The organism is Bradyrhizobium barranii subsp. barranii (assembly GCF_017565645.3).
Classification (GTDB): Bacteria; Pseudomonadota; Alphaproteobacteria; order Rhizobiales; family Xanthobacteraceae; genus Bradyrhizobium; species Bradyrhizobium barranii.
Genome location: NZ_CP086136.1, coordinates 7850699 through 7865864 on the forward strand (window position 1 = coordinate 7850699; position 15166 = coordinate 7865864).

The window sequence follows — 15166 nt, forward strand, 5'->3', positions numbered from 1 at the left end:
TGGCTAGGTCTCCAGTTTAAGGTGAGAAGGTGCAGCGGGAGCGCTCGTGGCGCCGGAGTTGGCCGGGGTTGCGCAGGCGACACGAGCGCGGATTGCCGTGGCGTGATCGTCGTGAGCCTCGGCCTGCCGACCATTGTCGTCGGCGTCGCGCCGCACAGCGCGGCTGAAGAGGTCGCCGTATTCCGCGGGGGTACGGATCAGCGGATGATCCTGGGTGAGCGGCGATGCCGGCTGTGGCGTCACTCCAACCTGCTCGATCGCCTGTTCGAACAACCGCTCGACGGTCGCACGCACGTGCTTGTAGCGGTAGATGCGGTTGTCGATGGCGTGCGCGCAGGCCTGCTCGACCAGCCGCGCCGGATACTTCCGGCCCAGCCCGACAATGCCCCACATCGCGCGCTGTCCGGGGCGCCCTTCGGTGTCGAACACCTGCTGGCACAAGGCCCTGGTCTGCGGTCCGATGCGCTCGGCGCTCGCCAGCAGCACGGCGGTTTGCCGCGACGGGTTGAACGGCCGTTCGCTGGTCGGCAGGACGACAGAACCGGGGTGCGCCATCCGGGAATGAACACGCAGCAGCGCACGGGTGTGGCGATCACGGATCTCGATCGTGGTGGTGTAGATGCGCACGACGACCTGGCTGCCGATCGGCGCGGGCCGCGCGGCGTAATAGCTGTTGTCGACGCGTACGGTGGTGTCGTCGCAGACAGTCCGGACGACTTCGGTGAAGATGCGGAAGGGAGCGACAGGCAGCGGCCGCAGGTGCGGCTTCTCTTCCTGGAACATCGCCTCGACCTGACGGCGCGTGCTGCCGTGGATGCGTTTGGAAGCCCAGTTCTCCTCCCAGTGCCTCAAGAACTCGTTTTGCGCCTCCAGCGTCTCGAAGCGCCGTCCGGCCAGCGCAGTGCCCTGGGTATGTTGAATCGCATTCTCGACGCATCCTTTCCGATTTGGATCGGCCACGCGCGCGGGATCGGCGACCACGGCGTAATGAGCCAGCATCGCGCTGTAAATCGGGTTGAGCTGGGGCTCGTACAAATCCGGCTTGAGGACGCCTTCCTTCAGGTTGTCGAGCACGACATAGCTGGGGACCCCGCCAAAATACCGGAACGCCTCTTCGTGGAGCTGCGCCCAGACTTGTTGGCTGGACTTCCAGACTACCCGCCGGAAGCTGCGCCGCGAGTAGCGTAGCGTCATCACGAACAGGCGGGGACGACGGTACCGCCCGCTCTTCGGATCAACCGTCGGCGCGCCCTCGCCATAGTCGACCTGAGCTTCCTCGCCGGGGAGGAACTCAAGACGATCAAACTGCTCAGGATCAGCGTGCCGCAACCGGCGCACAAACCGCTTGACACTCTGGTAGCTGGACGGAAAGCCAAATTGATCAACCAGGTCCTGGTAAATCGCCTGCGCGTTCCGCTTCAGCCGGACCTGTTCTTCGATCCACGTCCGATGCGCTTCGCAAGCCGAACGGGCCAGGCTGCTGGTGACCGTCGCTTCCGATGTCCCAAAAGCCGGTGGTCGGGGTGGAGGAATTTGGCCGTCCGCGCTCACCGAGCCGGTGGTCACTTCCCCGGGGGAATTTGCCTCCGCACCGGCCCGCAGCGCCTGATAACGCCGGATCGTCTTGCGATCGACACCCGTCAGCCGGTGAATCTCGCGCTGGCTGGTGTTGCGATCAAGTAATGTAAGTACGGTGCTTTGCAGATGTCGCTTCAAGACGTTCAACTCCCCGGCCCCTTGCTGGCTAAAGGGGTCGAACATAAACGTCCTGCCTGACCGGCTACTGCTGTTCAGCGGCGCTGACGGCGATCATCAGGTGGGGGAGTTTCAAGTGACCATACCCGGGGGATTTTGACCGACCCACGGGGAGCTCCGCCCGGTTGGCCAGCGCGCTGCTCAAGCACTACGATTTTCACGGGATAAGCCGCATCGTCGACGTAGGCGGCGGACATGGCTTCACGCTCACAACGATTCTGGCCGATCACCCGACCATGCAAGGCGTGCTGTTCGACCTTCCCGATGTCGTAGCCGGTGCTTCTCTGGAGGCGATTGGAGGCAGGAACCGATGTGAGATCATCGGCGGGAGCTTCTTCGAAGCCATTCCGGCAGACGCAGACGCCTACATCCTGAAGCAGATCATCCATGACTGGGACGACGATCAATCGCTGGCGATCCTGCAAAATGTTCGCGCGGCAATGTCAGGACATGCTCGGGTTCTGCTGATCGAACGACGGATCGAGCCAGATCATCGCGACGCCATGCGCGTACTCCATATCGACATGGAGATGCTGGTCAATGTCTCCGGCATGGAGCGCACCGACGCCGAATATCGATCCCTGCTGGAGCAGGCCGGATTCCGATTGGCGAGGGTAGTGCCGTTGCTCGACGGTGCAGGCTTTGCGGTATTCGAGGCCATGCGCTCCGACACGAACTGAGATCGGGCAGATCGCTCGATGCAGTCCGTCTTCGCAGTTGCGTTCTGCGCCATGCCCCGCCTATCGACCTTTCGCCATGTTGACTTTCCATCGTCCCGCTCCCCATAATTCGTAAAAAAATAACAAGACCAATCAACAGACGGGTTTTGAGGGAGGATAGGATGCCGACATCACGCAGGCAGTTGCTGAAGAGCTCGGCGGCTGCCGCCGCCGCACTCAGCCTCGATTGGACCCGGGCCCAGGCGCAAGCCGAGAATTTGCGCATCGGCCTGATCTACGACCTCACCGGCCCGTTCGCGGCGGGCGGCTCGGTCGCCTCGTCAATCGGCGCGCAGATCGCGATCGATCTCGTCAACGAAAAAGGCGGTGTCGGCGGCAAGACCAAGATTGCTCCGGTCGCCGCGGATTCCCAGAGCAAACCCGACGTTGCGATCAACGAGGCCGAACGCCTGATCAGTCAGGAGAAGATCGACATCATCAACGGCGTCTATGCGAGCTCGCATGCGGTGCCGCTCGCGGCCAAGGTCGAGCAGCAGAAGAAGATCCTCTGGATCACGACCGCGGTCTCGACCGCCGTGTTCAAGGACAAGAATCTGCAATACGTGTTTCGCGCGCAGATCCATTCCGACCAGTATGGCCAGGCCTTCGCGAGCTTCCTCGCCGAGCATGCGCAAGGCAAGCTCGGTATGGATCCGAAGGACGTCAAGGTCGCGCTGATCCACGAGGACGGCCCGTATGGCGTCGGCGTCGCGGCGGCCGACGAGGCCTACGCCAAGCAGGCCGGCATCCAGGTGGTGCTGCGCGAGGGCTACTCCGCCTCGGCGCCCGACCTCTCGGTGCTCGTTACGAAAATCAAGCGCGCCAAGGCCGACGTGATCTCGCATGCCGGTTACAACCCCGACATCACCCTGTTCCTGCGCCAGGCGCGCGAGAGCGGATTGCGCTTCAAGATGCTGTTCGGCGCCGGCGCCGGCTACAGCCAGCTCGACAAGCTGCGCGCCACCTTCGGCGCCGACATCGACAATTTCTGCAACATCGATCCGGTCCCCGCGCAATTGCTCGATCCCGCAAAGCTCGCGCCGGGCATCGGCGATCTGACCAACGCCATGGTCACGCGCTACAAGGCCAAGACCGGTGCAACCGAAGTGCCGCCGCATTGCTCGATGGGCTTCAACCAGACCTGGGTGCTGCTCAACAACGTGCTGCCGGTCGCCAAGGAGAAATACGGCAGCTTCGATCCCGAGGCCATCCGCAAGGCCGCGCTCGACGTCGACATTCCCGCCGGCGGCACCATCCAGGGCTACGGCGTCAAATTCTTCCCGCCGGGCACGCCGCTGTCCGGCCAGAACGAACGCTCGACGCCGGTCGTGATGCAGAACGCCGGCGAGCGCATCTCGGTGGTGTGGCCGACGAACATCCGCACGCAGGACCCGGTGTTTCCGCTGCCGAAGGGTTCGACCTACGGGGCGTGAGGTGATGCGGACGGTCTCTTCCCCTCTCCCCTTGTAGGAGAGGGTGGCTCGCCGCGTAACGGCGAGGCGGGTGAGGGGTTATCTCCGCAAGCAAATCTCTTACGTTCGAACTCGCGGAGAGAGACCCCTCATCCGGCGCTCCGCGCCACCTTCTCCCACAAGGGGAGAAGGGATGGCAGCGTGCCTGCGGTCTCTTCAGCGGCCCTACAACACCACCCGCCGTCCCTCCTCCGCGGCCCAGTAGCCCGCGTAGTTCACCTTGATCGTCTCATACGCCAGCGCGAGGTCCGACAGCGGCTGCCGTCCGCTCGCCGCGCATTCCATGAAGTCCTGGATCTCCTGCAAGTACCCGCGCGTCCACTCCTCCTCGAGGCAGACATATTGCCAGCCGGTTTTGCGGTCGACCTTCTCGGTGATGTAGACGCTGGCGAGCTTCTCCTCGCTGGTCTGGTAGCTCATCAGATGCGTGTTCGGGGTGATGTTGGCGAACAGCGAACCGCCCGAGGTGTAGGTCTCGATCAGATTGCGGACGCCGCCCATGATCATGTCGCCGGAAAACACGGTCGCCTTGGTGCCGTCGGAGAAGGTCGCCGTCAGCGTGCCCCAATCTTCGACATCGACCGGATTGGCCTTGATGTAGGTGCGCTCCTCGGGCTTCAGGACGGCCGTGACGTTGCCGACATCGCCGGTGACGCTGGCGACGCGGATGGTTTCGCCGCGCGCCTTGGCCTCCACCTGCTTGAGATAAAGCACGGCCGAGAGCGGATGGCAGCCCATGCGGATCAGCGAGCCGCCGCCGGTCATCGCCCATTGCGCGGCATGCGCGGCGTGCGAGCCGGAATGACTCTCCTCGCCCTTCATGAACAGGATCTTGTCTTTGGTCGCCCTGATGATCTCCGCGGTCTTGGTCACCGCGGGCGCGTAGATCCAATCCTCCGCATACATGAAAAGCTTTCCGGTGCGCTCGATTGCGGCGCGGGTCGCGTCCATCTCCTCCAGCACCCGCTCATACATCAGCGCCTTCGGTACATGCTTGCCGATCGGCTGCGCGTCGCCTGCCCGGCCGAAATAGCCGGCGAACGGCTTTTCGCAGATCACGTGCTTGCCGGCCTGCATGCTGGCGACGATCATGTCGGCATGGAGATTGGGCGGGGTGCAGATGTCGATGACATCGAGCTCGCGGTCCGCGATCAGTTCGGCGAAGCTGCGATAGACCCGCGGAATCCCGTGGCGGCCGGCGAATTCAACGACATGATCGCCGCGCGCCGCGACCGCCGCGACCTCGACATCCACACCATAGACGCGGCGGAACGCATACATGTGCAGCTCCGACACGAAGCCGCAGCCGACAAGCCCCACCCGAATCCTGGCCATAGCACCCCCCTTAGCCTTGCGTTGGGCGGCACTATAGCGCGACGGCCAGCCTATTCCACCGAGACCCGCACCACGCCGGCGCTCATCATGCCGAGCGCTTTGGCCGCCGGCACCGAGAGATCGACGATCCGGCCGCGGATAAACGGGCCGCGATCATTGACGCGGCACTGAATCGACCGGCCACCGTAGGACACCGTCAGCACGCTGCCGAACGCGCGCGTGCGGTGAGCGCAGGTCAGTTCGCCGCCCTTACCGGCTTTTCCGTAACCGTAGTATGAGGCAAGCCCGCTTTCGGCTTGCGCGACAGAAAATGCAGAAAGCGAAAAAGTGGCCAGACTGAAGATAAGCGTCGTCTGCGTTCGCACGGCACCGCTCCCGGTTGCCCTGCCCGGCGCTGCAAACGTCGATTTGTTCCGGTAAGTTCCAGGAACACTGCCGGGCGCGCCCGGCAGTGCCATCACACATTGTTACTGTTTATGGAACACCAGCGTGCGGACCTCGATGCTTTCGCGCGGCGCCGCGTCGGCCGGCGTGGTCGGATCGACGAAGGCCGTATGCGGTCCGAACCGGGTCCGGCCGTCTGCGGAATCATAGCACTTGAGCAGCAGCGCCTCGTCCGGCGTCATCTCCGGAAAATAGAACCAGCGGTGGTTCGGATTGTATTTCACCGAATAGGTCTCGCCGCGGCGATTGGGATAGATCAGATCGGAGGCGACGAGATCGTCGGGCGCGATCGTCCTGCCGTCGGCCATCGCCAGCGGTGAATCGCGCAAGGGTCCGCGGATCGGCCGCCACAGGTTGATCACCTGCACCCGCCCTTTCAACAGCGCGTCGGCTTCGTCGGGCAGATGCTCGCGCACGCGGTTGGCGCCGGAGATGGCGGTCTGGTCGACGTGGACGCGGGTCGCAGGCTGGCGCGGGCCGCCGTCACGAATGTCCGCGGCGCCGTCGACGCGCCTACGCACGGTGTGATCGAAAATGAAGACGCGATCAGCCTTCAGCGTCGCCCGCAAAAAGGCCTCGACGGCGGGATAATAGACCGCCCGTATTTCCTCGTCGTTGTAAAAATCCTTCACCTGCGTCGGGTGACGCACCAGCGCAAAGCCCTCGCGATCGAGCGAGAAATTGTCCGCGATCAGGCGCGCGTCGAAGATCGGGACCTGATGCGGCTCCGGCAACGACGTGCTCTTGGGCTCGCCGGGCGGCGGCTCGAAAGCATAGGTGCGCGGCTTGCCGGAAACCGGCGCGAGGTAGTTGAGTTCAGCAGTGACGAAGGGAAGCGATTCGATTTTTGTTTCTTGCAGGCCCATGGCCGGTCTCCCGATGTGGTCGTCTGAATGATTTTTGCGGGGATGCGGCGCGGTGCAAGGGAGGCGGTGCAAATAGCAATGAGGGTGTTGTCGTCAGTTCGAAATGCAGAAGGAATGTTTCGAGGAAGGCGATTGCGCTGGAAACGTCCTCCTTTTCTCACGATCCCTTGAAGCGCCCGTGAGAGCGTTCTTCCTTCTCCCCTTGTGGGAGAAGGTGGCGCGAAGCGCCGGATGAGGGGTATCTATCCGCGAGCTCCATCGCGAGAGGTGGTACGCGGAGAGAGACCCCTCACCCGTCTCGCCGCTACGCGGCGAGCCACCCTCTCCCACCACCCTCTCCCACAAGGGGAGAGGGAAAGCGCGCACTACAGCCCCGCCTTCGCAATCGCGTCCGCAAACGAGCGATCCACGATCTCGGCCGCATCGAGCTTCTGCTTGATCAGGCCCCAGCGGAAATAGAGGTCGATCGTGCTCTGCTCGTCCGCGATCACGCCGTCGTTGATCGGCGCGATGCGGATCTTTGCGCGCGACAGCCAGTTCTGCGGCACGGCCGTCGGGATGTTCATCAGCTTGCCCCAGGTCGCGGCATAGCTGTCGACGTTGCTCAGCGACCACGCCCGCGCCGCCGTGAGGCGCCGGATGAAGTCCGTCAGCTCCGCGCGCTTGTCGCGGATCGCGTCGGGCCGTGCGACCTGGAAGCTCAGCCCCGGCGTCAGGCCCTCAGAGGTGATGACGCGGCGCGATTTGAACAGCACCTCTTCCTGGCTGACATAGGGCTCCCACGTCGACCACGCATCGACCGAGCCTTGCGTGTAGGCGATCTTGGCATCGGACGGCGCCAGGAACGCGATCTGCACGTCGGACGCAGCCCAGCCGTTCTTCTCGAGCGCAGCGAGGATCAATTGATGGCCGATCGAGCCGCGCCCCGTCGCGATCTTCTTGCCGCGCAGATCGGCAAAACTCCTGATCGGCGAATTCTCGGGCACGAGGATCGCGAGTCCCTCGCGGGTCTGACGGATCGCGGCGATCGCCTTCACCGGCGCGCCGGAGGCGGCGGCGAAGGTGAAGGGTGCATCGCCCACGATACCGGTCTCGATCGCGCCGGCGCTGAGCGCTTCCAGCAGCGGTGCCGCCGCCGGAAACTCCTTCCACTCGATCTTGTAAGCACGTCCTTGAGCACGCCCGCCGCTTCCATCACGGCCTGCGAATTGCCCTTCTGGTCGCCAACGCGCAAGGTGGTTTGCGCCGCCGCGAGCTCCAACGAGCCGAACAGCAGCGCACCGGCCAGCATGAGGCGGATCATTCCGCCGCCTCGCCGCGAACAGCCTGGCGCTTGGCGACCAGCTCGCGCGTCAGCGGGATCAGCTCGCGGCCATATTCGATGGCGTCGATCAGGGGATCGAAGCCGCGGATCAGGAAGTGGCTGATACCGAGATCGTAATAGTCGCCGAACACTTCGGCGACTTGCTCGGGCGTACCGACCAGCGCGGTGGTGTTGCTGTTGGCGCCGGTGAGCTTTGCGATCTCGGTCCAGAGCCGCTTGTCAATGCGGCTGCCCTGGTCGGCGAGCGCGAGCAGGCGCCGCGCGCCGGCCGTGGCATGGCCGTCGGCGGGCTTGCGGTAGCCGGTCTTGTCCTGGAGCGCGGTGGCGCGTGCCAGAATCTCTTCCGCCTTCTCCCAAGCCTGCTTCTCGGTCGGGGCAATGATCGGCCGCACCGAGAGGCTGAAACGCGGCGTCGGCCGTCCCTGACGAACCGCCGCGTTGTGGACGCGGGAGGTGACGTCGCGCACCTGGGCATAGGATTCACCCCACAGCGCAAAGGTGTCGGCATGCTTGCCGGCGACCTCGATCGCCGCATCCGAAGCGCCGCCGAAATAAGTCCGGATGCCCTCGGGGCGATACGGCTTCACCTGCGAGAACGCATTCTCGACCTGGTAGTACCTGCCTTTGTAGGTGAACGGCTTGTCGCTGGTCCATTCCAGCTTGAGGACGTCGAGGAACTCGGAGGTGCGGGCGTAGCGCTCGTCCTTGTCGTCGAGCGTGTTGCCATCCTGCCGAAGCTCGGTCGCATTGCCGCCGGTGATGACATGCAGCGCGACGCGGCCGCGGGAAAACTGGTCGAGCACGGCGAACTGGCGCGCCAGCAGCGTCGGCGCAGTGAAGCCCGGCCGCTGCGCGATCAGCACATTGAGGCGGTCGGTGACGCCCAGCACGTGCTGGGCGATCTGGAGCGCATCCGGCGTCGTCGAATGAAACGCCAGCAGGGCGCGGTCGAAGCCGGCATTTTCGTGCGCCTTGGCCACCGTCTCGATATGGGTGGGGTTGAGGACCGGCCCCTCGCGGACGACGGTCTCGGACGAATTGTTGTTGCTGATGAAGCCGATGAACTCGATCGACATGATCGTCTCCCTGTTTGTTTTCCTGAAAGCTAGAGGCCCAATGCGGCGCGGCCGAGGCCGGTGCGGGTGGCATCGTCCTGCGGCGTGTGCACACGGCCGCACAGCACGTCGCGATAGTGCCGCTCCAGCGGATTGGCGCGGGACAGGCCGTGATTGCCAGTCAGAGACAAGGCATCCTCGACCACGGCGACGGCGTTGTTGGTCACCGTCAGCTTGATGACGTTGGATTCACCGGTGGAGAGATCGACCCCGTCATCGAAGTCGCGGGCGAACGTCTCGATCAGCCGCGCATTGACCGCGAGCCTGGCCTCGATGGCACCGAGGATCTCCTGCGCGCGCGGCAAGGTGGCAAGCGGCGCGCCGAGGCTGGCGGGCACGCGCTGCTTCAGGAACTGGACGAACCAGTCGCGCGCGGCGCGGGCAATGCCGTCATAGATCGCCGCGACGAACACCGTGTGGACGGTCGCCTGCGCAATGTCGGGCACACGCCACTCCTGGGGATTGCGGACATCGACCTCGGCATCGAGCGGGATCACGACGTCGTCGAAGATGACATCATGGCTGCCGCTGGCGCGCAGGCCGTGATGATCCCAGGTCTCGACGATGCGGGTGCCCGGCAGTCCCGCCGGCACCAGGAACTGGCCGACGCGCGGCTCGGCTTCGTCGGTCCGCGCCCAGACCAGATACCATTTCAGGATCGGCGACCCCGTCGAATAGATCTTGTGACCGGTCAGGCGCCAGCCGGCCTCGGTGCGCCGCGCGATCGTCGCCGGCAGGCCGCCGCGCGCGGGCGAGCCGAGCTCGGGCTCGACGCGGAGCGCGTTGACGAGCGCGAGGCCCTCGACGCTCTCACGCGCAAGCTTGCGCGAGAGCTTCGCCGGCCAGGTCGGGCTGCGCCCCATCACCAGATGGTTGATGTAGTGCATCGACAGCACCAGCGCGGTCGAGGAATCGGCCTTGCCGATGATACCGATGACCTGCGCGGCATATCGTGCGCCCGCTCCGGCCCCGCCATGAACGGTCGGCACCGTCAGCGAAAGCAGGCCCGCCTCGGAGAGCTCGCGAAAATTCGCGAACGGAAAGCTGCCGGCGCGATCATGCTCGGCGGCGCGCGCAGCAAAGCCTTCGGCCAGCGCCTCGGCGCGCGCGATGTAGTCGGGCTCGCTATGGGCCGCCCGGCCCTTGGCTACGGACGTTACCATGTGGCATCTAATCCCAAGAGACCTAAGATCTGGCGGCGCAGATCCGCCAGATATGGATCGCCGCGATGGCGCGGATAGGGCCGGTCGACACGGATGTCGGCCTTCACCCGCGCCGGGCGGTCGCTGAACACGATGACGCGGTTGGCGAGCACCAGCGCCTCCTCGGCGTCGTGCGTCACCAGCAGCGTGGTAAAGCCCTTGCGCTGCCAGAGCGAGACGAGCTCGGCCTGCATGGTGATGCGGGTCAGCGAGTCGAGCTTGCCGAGCGGCTCGTCGAGGATCAGGATTTTTGGATCATTCACGAGCGCGCGGGCGAGCGCGACGCGCTGCGCCATGCCGCCGGAGAGCTGATGCGGATAGGCATTGCGGAACGACGACAGCCCAACGAGATCGAGCGCGTCATCCACGCGCTGCCGCTGGCTCTTCAAAATGCCCTGGGCCTCGAGGCCCAGGGCGACGTTGTCCCAGACCGACCGCCAGGGAAACAGGGTCGGATCCTGGAACACGACCACGCGCGAGGGATGCGGGCGGGTGATGCGCACCTCGTCCTCGCGGAGCGTTCCGGCCTTGGGCTTGTCGAGGCCGGCGACGAGCCGGAGCAAGGTCGACTTGCCGCAGCCGGAGGGGCCGAGCAGCGCGACGAACTCGCCCGGCTCCACGGAGATGCTGACGTCGCTGAGAACAGGCAGCTCAGTGCCGTCGATGTCGAAGGCGTGGCTGACCTGCTCGATGTCGAGCGCGGCGCCGGCGGCCGGCGGAGGCGCGATTTCGGCCAGTGCGGTTGCGGCTACCATTTCACGGTCCCCTTCTGCCAGACCAGCAGGCGATCGCGGATGGCGAACAGCAGCGTGATGGCGCCGGAGCAGAGCAGCGACATCACGATCAGCGCCGCATACATGTTGGCGTAGGCGGCCCAGCCCTGCGCCCATTGCAGGTACCAGCCGAGCCCGGCCTTCACGCCGATCATCTCGGCCACGACCAGCACGGCGAAGGACGAGCCGAGGCCCATGAACAGGCCGACGAAGACGTGCGGGAGCGCCGCAGGGATCGCGACCTTCAGCACCAGGAAGGACGGCTTTGCGCCGAGCGTGCGTGCGACGTCGTAATAGGCGTTGCTGACGCTCGCGACGCCAGACCAGGTCAAGACGGTGACCGGGAAGCCGGTCGCCAGAGCGATCAGGAAGGTCGAGGCGCTCCAGCTCGACGGGAACGTGAAGAATGCGATCGGCAGCCAGGCGGTCGCCGGCAGCGGGCCGATGAAGCGTAGCACCGGATGCACCCAATAGCCGACCGCGCGCGACCAGCCGATCGAGACGCCGGTCAGGAAGCCGACCGTGGCGCCGATCAGATAGCCGCCAAGCTGGAGCTTGACCGAGGCGAAGACGCTGTCGAGCAGCTTTGGCAGATCGTCGGTATAGACCTCGATGATCGACTGCGGCGGCGGGAAGAACGGCAGCGGCAGCCAGGCGAATTTTGCGGTGGCAACTTCCCACAGCGTCAGGAATGCGCCGAGCGCCACGAGCCAGGGCGCGCGCTGGCGCAAGGCCTTACCGGCGGAGCCGAGGTAGTCGGCGCCGACGGTGCCGAACAAAGCGATTGCGGCAACGATGAAGGCGGCGATGCCGAGCGAGTGCGTCCGCGACCAGTCGCCGACATCCTCCCACCACAGGCAGGACAGGCCGAACGCGATCCACGCGACGCTGGCGAGAATGCCGACGCCGGATTCCCGAACCCAGCTCGCAAGAACCGGCGCGCGCGAGAGGCGCGGCGCGCCGGAGGCGAGGCCGTCAGACAGCGAATACGTCGACATAGATGCGCTCCGCGAATTTGGCGGTATCGGTGCTCTGCTTGAAGACCTGGACGCTCTTCAAATCGTCGGCATAGGACTTCAGCTCGCGCTTCAACACCTCACCCACGGGATGATGATGGTGGGTGTGGTAGCGCACCATGCCCTCGATATCGGCGAGCGACGCCGTCTTCGGCGCATAAGGCTGGAACGACTTCGCCGTTACGGTCGGGTTCTGCACGGTGAACATCGCGGCATCGAGCAGCGCCTGCGTCAGGGCGCGCGCGACCTGCGGCTCCTCGCGCACCAGGCTGCCGCGCAGGCCGAGGATGCAGCAGCTCTTGTCGCGATATTCGCCGTCGAGATTGGAGGCGACTTCCTTGTACTGAGTGTCCTTGAGCCAGAGATAGCCCAGCGGATCGGAGGACAGGAAGGCCTGCACCTCGCCCTTCTCGACGGCGACGTTGAGCAGGTTGCCGGGATAGGCGCGCCAGTCGACATCCTTGACCGGGTCGATACCGAGCTTGGCGAGCTGAATGGAGAAGAAGTTCTTGTCGGGGCCACCGAGGTCGCCGACCGCGACGATCTTGCCCTTGAGGTCGGCGAGCTTGCTCACGTTGGAGTCGGCGCGGGTCAGGACGCGCATGCAGCCGCCATGGGTGCCGGCGGCGATCTTGACGTCAAAGCCCTGCTCCAGCGGCTTCAGCCAGCGCAGCGCCATGCCGAGCCCCGCATCGCTCTTTCCCGTCGCGATCGCCTCGAGCAGCTGATCGGTCGAGCCGGAATAGTTGATGAGCTCGATGTCGAGATTGTGCTTCTGGAAGAAGCCGTGCTCGATGGCGACGGGCACCGGGGCGAGACAGACCGCGCCGGCGTTCCAGGAGAGTTTCAGCTTGCGCGGCGCGCCGGTGAGGACGGGGCCATCCGCGGCCGTCCGGCACAGCGGAAACTCAGAGAGATCGACACCGGGCGCGATCGCCTGCGGCGCAAAGGCCTGGGCTGCACCAAAGGCACCAAGCGGCGCGGCGAATGCCGCCGCAAGCCCCGCCTGCAGCAAATGGCGCCGGTCGAGGCCAGATCCGCTGCGCTTGTTGTCGTCGCCCATCAGTCCCCGCTCCTGCGCTGGCACAGCTCCGCCATTCACGCAACGCCTCGCGTTGCGCATGTTCCATGTGGAGCCGCGTTGAGAGAATAATTTCGCCGGCGCTTCCCGCGCCGCTTTGATGCGATGCGCAAATCATGCGGCGCGCCCGCCGCATCGTCAATGAAATGGAATTTCGAATGTGACGCGAAGCGAGGTCATTCTCTCCATCAGCGCATGGGACAGCGATGAAACGATTTTCGTTGCTGCATCATCCTGCAAGGATGCGCCGCGACTCCGCAGCCTGCATCATTCTTGCGCATCACCCGCCGCGCACGCGGTGCGTCCTCGAAAGCGGCGTTACGCTGAAACGTCATTGCCCGACGCATCTGCAATACGGATAGCCATTTCATTGACTGCGCATTGCGCCGTCATAGACTTGATCGTCTCGCTGCATCGCTCGCTCACGCGTCGTGGGCAAAGCAACAAGACAGGCCACATGAGCATCAACTTCGACGACCATTCCATCACACGCCGGCTCGCAGCATCGCTGTTCGCCGCAGCCATCACCTTGTCGACGGCTGCTGCCTCGTTCGCGGCCGACACCGTCGTGCTGCGCGTCGGCGACCAGAAGGGCGGCAACCGCTCGCTGCTCGAAATCTCCGGCTATGCGAAGGACCTGCCCTACAAGATCGAATGGTCGGAATTCCCTGCCGCCGCTCCGATCCTGGAGGCGCTGAACGCCGGCGCGCTCGACGTCGGCTACACCGGCGATCTCTCCTTCCTCTCGGTCTATGCGGCCGGCGCGCCGATCAAGGCGATCGGCGGCACCAGGTCGGATGCGAAGACGCAAGCGATCCTCATGCGCCAGGATTCGCCGATCAAGTCGGCCGCCGACCTCAAGGGCAAACGCCTCGCCGGCACGCGCGGCGGCTGGGGCCAGTTCCTGATCGACGCGACGCTGGAGAAAGCGCAGATCAAGCTGGAGGACGCGACCTTCGCGCCGCTCGGCCCGGTCGACGCCAAGATCGCACTCGTCGCCGGCTCGATCGATGCCTGGGCGGTGTGGGAGCCCTACGTCTCGTTCGCGACGCTGAAGGACAAGGCCCGCGTAATTGCCGACGGCGAAGGCCTAACACCCACCATCACCTTCATCGTGGCCTCCGACAACGCCATCGCCACCAAGCGCGCGGCGGTGCAGGACCTCGTGCAGCGGCTGAACAAGGCGCGGCTATGGTCGCTGGATCACATCAGTGAATACGCAAAGAGCACGGCCGAGCTGACCAAACTGCCGGAGGACGTGCTGCTGTCGGCCTACACCGCGCAGCGCACCAGCCCGATCGTGATCGACCAGAACGTGGTGAGGGAGGTGCAGGAAGCCTCCGACCGCTCGACGCGCTACGGCATCCTGCCGAAGACGCTCGATGTGAGCAAAGCCGTCGACCGCAGCTTTACAGCCGCGGCCGCGGGGTCAAACTAGCGCGGGGCGCGGCGGGATGCGCAAGTCCAGTCTCAAGGCCGGCCCGTTGCATCTCGCCGCGATCGTGCTCGCGCATTTCGCCTGCATGAGCCTGATCGTGTGGCTCTCGCTCTAACCGCGCAGGGTCCTTACCAATATCCGCGATCATAGGCCCGGTACGGCCGGTAGTAGCCGTAGCGAGGGCCGTAGTATGGACGATAGGCTCGATAGCCGTAGTAGCTGGGACGCGCGTAGTAGCCGCCATACCCATAGCTCGGCCCGTAGCCGCCGTAATAGGCCGGCGCATAGCCATAGGACGGAGCGTAGCCATAGCCGTAGCCCGAGCCATAACCATAACCACCATAACCGCCGTAATACGGGCCGCCGCCATAGTAACCATAGGGCGCGCTGCTCGCGATGGCACCGCCGATGATGGCTCCGGCGAGGAGGCCTCCTGCGCCCCATCCCCAGCCTCCTCCGCCCCAGCCACGGCCGCGCCAATACACCGGGGTGACATCGTCACCGACGGCGGCCTTCATGGTCGCGACGTTGGTCGGCAGCGGAGCCGCTGCCGCCTGCTCGATTTGGCCGGCCATCACCGCGCCCGCCAACGAACAGGCAATTGCCGTTTTCCAGATACTCATCGT

Annotated in this window: 13 protein-coding genes and 1 pseudogene; 3 read left to right on the forward strand and 11 right to left on the reverse strand. The window is 65.0% G+C overall.

What is annotated here, in order from left to right; translation table 11 throughout:
• Window positions 1-3: 3 nt before the first annotated feature.
• Window positions 4-1761, reverse strand: coding sequence for an IS21-like element IS1631 family transposase (gene istA / locus J4G43_RS38225; RefSeq protein ID WP_100214066.1), 1758 nt, complete (start codon window positions 1759-1761; stop codon window positions 4-6).
• 119 nt (window positions 1762-1880) lie between these two features.
• On the opposite strand from istA, the gene J4G43_RS38230 reads away from it, so the two are divergent.
• Complete coding sequence (locus tag J4G43_RS38230; RefSeq protein ID WP_208088082.1) at window positions 1881-2435, forward strand: methyltransferase; 555 nt, start codon at window positions 1881-1883, stop codon at window positions 2433-2435.
• Window positions 2436-2596: 161 nt separating this feature from the next.
• The gene (locus J4G43_RS38235) at window positions 2597-3907 is read left to right on the forward strand and encodes an ABC transporter substrate-binding protein (RefSeq protein ID WP_208088083.1); all 1311 of its coding nucleotides are present in this window, start codon (window positions 2597-2599) and stop codon (window positions 3905-3907) included.
• A 204-nt stretch (window positions 3908-4111) separates the two neighbouring features.
• On the opposite strand, the gene J4G43_RS38240 is transcribed toward J4G43_RS38235, so the two are convergent.
• From J4G43_RS38240 to J4G43_RS38280, 9 genes and pseudogenes are all read right to left on the reverse strand, one after another.
• A complete protein-coding gene (locus J4G43_RS38240) occupies window positions 4112-5281 on the reverse strand; it encodes a Gfo/Idh/MocA family protein (protein WP_028154373.1) in 1170 nt (389 codons plus the stop codon).
• A gap of 50 nt (window positions 5282-5331) precedes the next feature.
• Window positions 5332-5646 (reverse strand): septal ring lytic transglycosylase RlpA family protein, encoded by a 315-nt coding sequence (locus tag J4G43_RS38245; protein ID WP_208088084.1) that lies wholly within the window; start codon window positions 5644-5646, stop codon window positions 5332-5334.
• 102 nt (window positions 5647-5748) lie between these two features.
• Window positions 5749-6591 carry a CmcJ/NvfI family oxidoreductase gene (locus J4G43_RS38250; protein WP_208088085.1) on the reverse strand — a complete coding sequence of 281 codons (843 nt, stop codon included), beginning with the start codon at window positions 6589-6591 and terminating at the stop codon, window positions 5749-5751.
• A 365-nt stretch (window positions 6592-6956) separates the two neighbouring features.
• Window positions 6957-7894: pseudogene (locus J4G43_RS38255) on the reverse strand (ABC transporter substrate-binding protein).
• Window positions 7891-8991: an LLM class flavin-dependent oxidoreductase gene (locus J4G43_RS38260; protein ID WP_208088086.1), complete on the reverse strand. Its 1101-nt coding sequence runs from the start codon at window positions 8989-8991 to the stop codon at window positions 7891-7893. Before J4G43_RS38260 ends, J4G43_RS38255 begins: the two are co-directional and overlap by 4 nt.
• Window positions 8992-9020: 29 nt before the next feature.
• Entirely contained in the window at window positions 9021-10193 is a 1173-nt protein-coding gene (locus tag J4G43_RS38265) for an acyl-CoA dehydrogenase family protein (protein WP_208088087.1), read from the reverse strand.
• Entirely contained in the window at window positions 10187-10987 is an 801-nt protein-coding gene (locus J4G43_RS38270; RefSeq protein ID WP_208088088.1) for an ABC transporter ATP-binding protein, read from the reverse strand. Before J4G43_RS38270 ends, J4G43_RS38265 begins: the two co-directional genes overlap by 7 nt.
• Window positions 10981-12003, reverse strand: a complete 1023-nt coding sequence (locus J4G43_RS38275; protein ID WP_063981662.1) for an ABC transporter permease — start codon at window positions 12001-12003, stop codon at window positions 10981-10983. The genes J4G43_RS38270 and J4G43_RS38275 overlap by 7 nt, the downstream gene beginning before the upstream one ends.
• Window positions 11981-13084, reverse strand: coding sequence for an ABC transporter substrate-binding protein (locus tag J4G43_RS38280; RefSeq protein WP_208088089.1), 1104 nt, complete (start codon window positions 13082-13084; stop codon window positions 11981-11983). The genes J4G43_RS38275 and J4G43_RS38280 overlap by 23 nt, the downstream gene beginning before the upstream one ends.
• A 475-nt stretch (window positions 13085-13559) precedes the next feature.
• Here J4G43_RS38280 and J4G43_RS38285 point away from each other — a divergent pair, with 475 nt between their 5' ends.
• Window positions 13560-14540 (forward strand): ABC transporter substrate-binding protein, encoded by a 981-nt coding sequence (locus tag J4G43_RS38285; RefSeq protein WP_208088090.1) that lies wholly within the window; start codon window positions 13560-13562, stop codon window positions 14538-14540.
• A gap of 128 nt (window positions 14541-14668) precedes the next feature.
• Here the strand turns inward: J4G43_RS38285 and J4G43_RS38290 are convergent, their stop codons facing one another.
• The gene (locus tag J4G43_RS38290) at window positions 14669-15163 is read right to left on the reverse strand and encodes a hypothetical protein (protein WP_208088091.1); all 495 of its coding nucleotides are present in this window, start codon (window positions 15161-15163) and stop codon (window positions 14669-14671) included.
• Window positions 15164-15166: the final 3 nt, after the last annotated feature.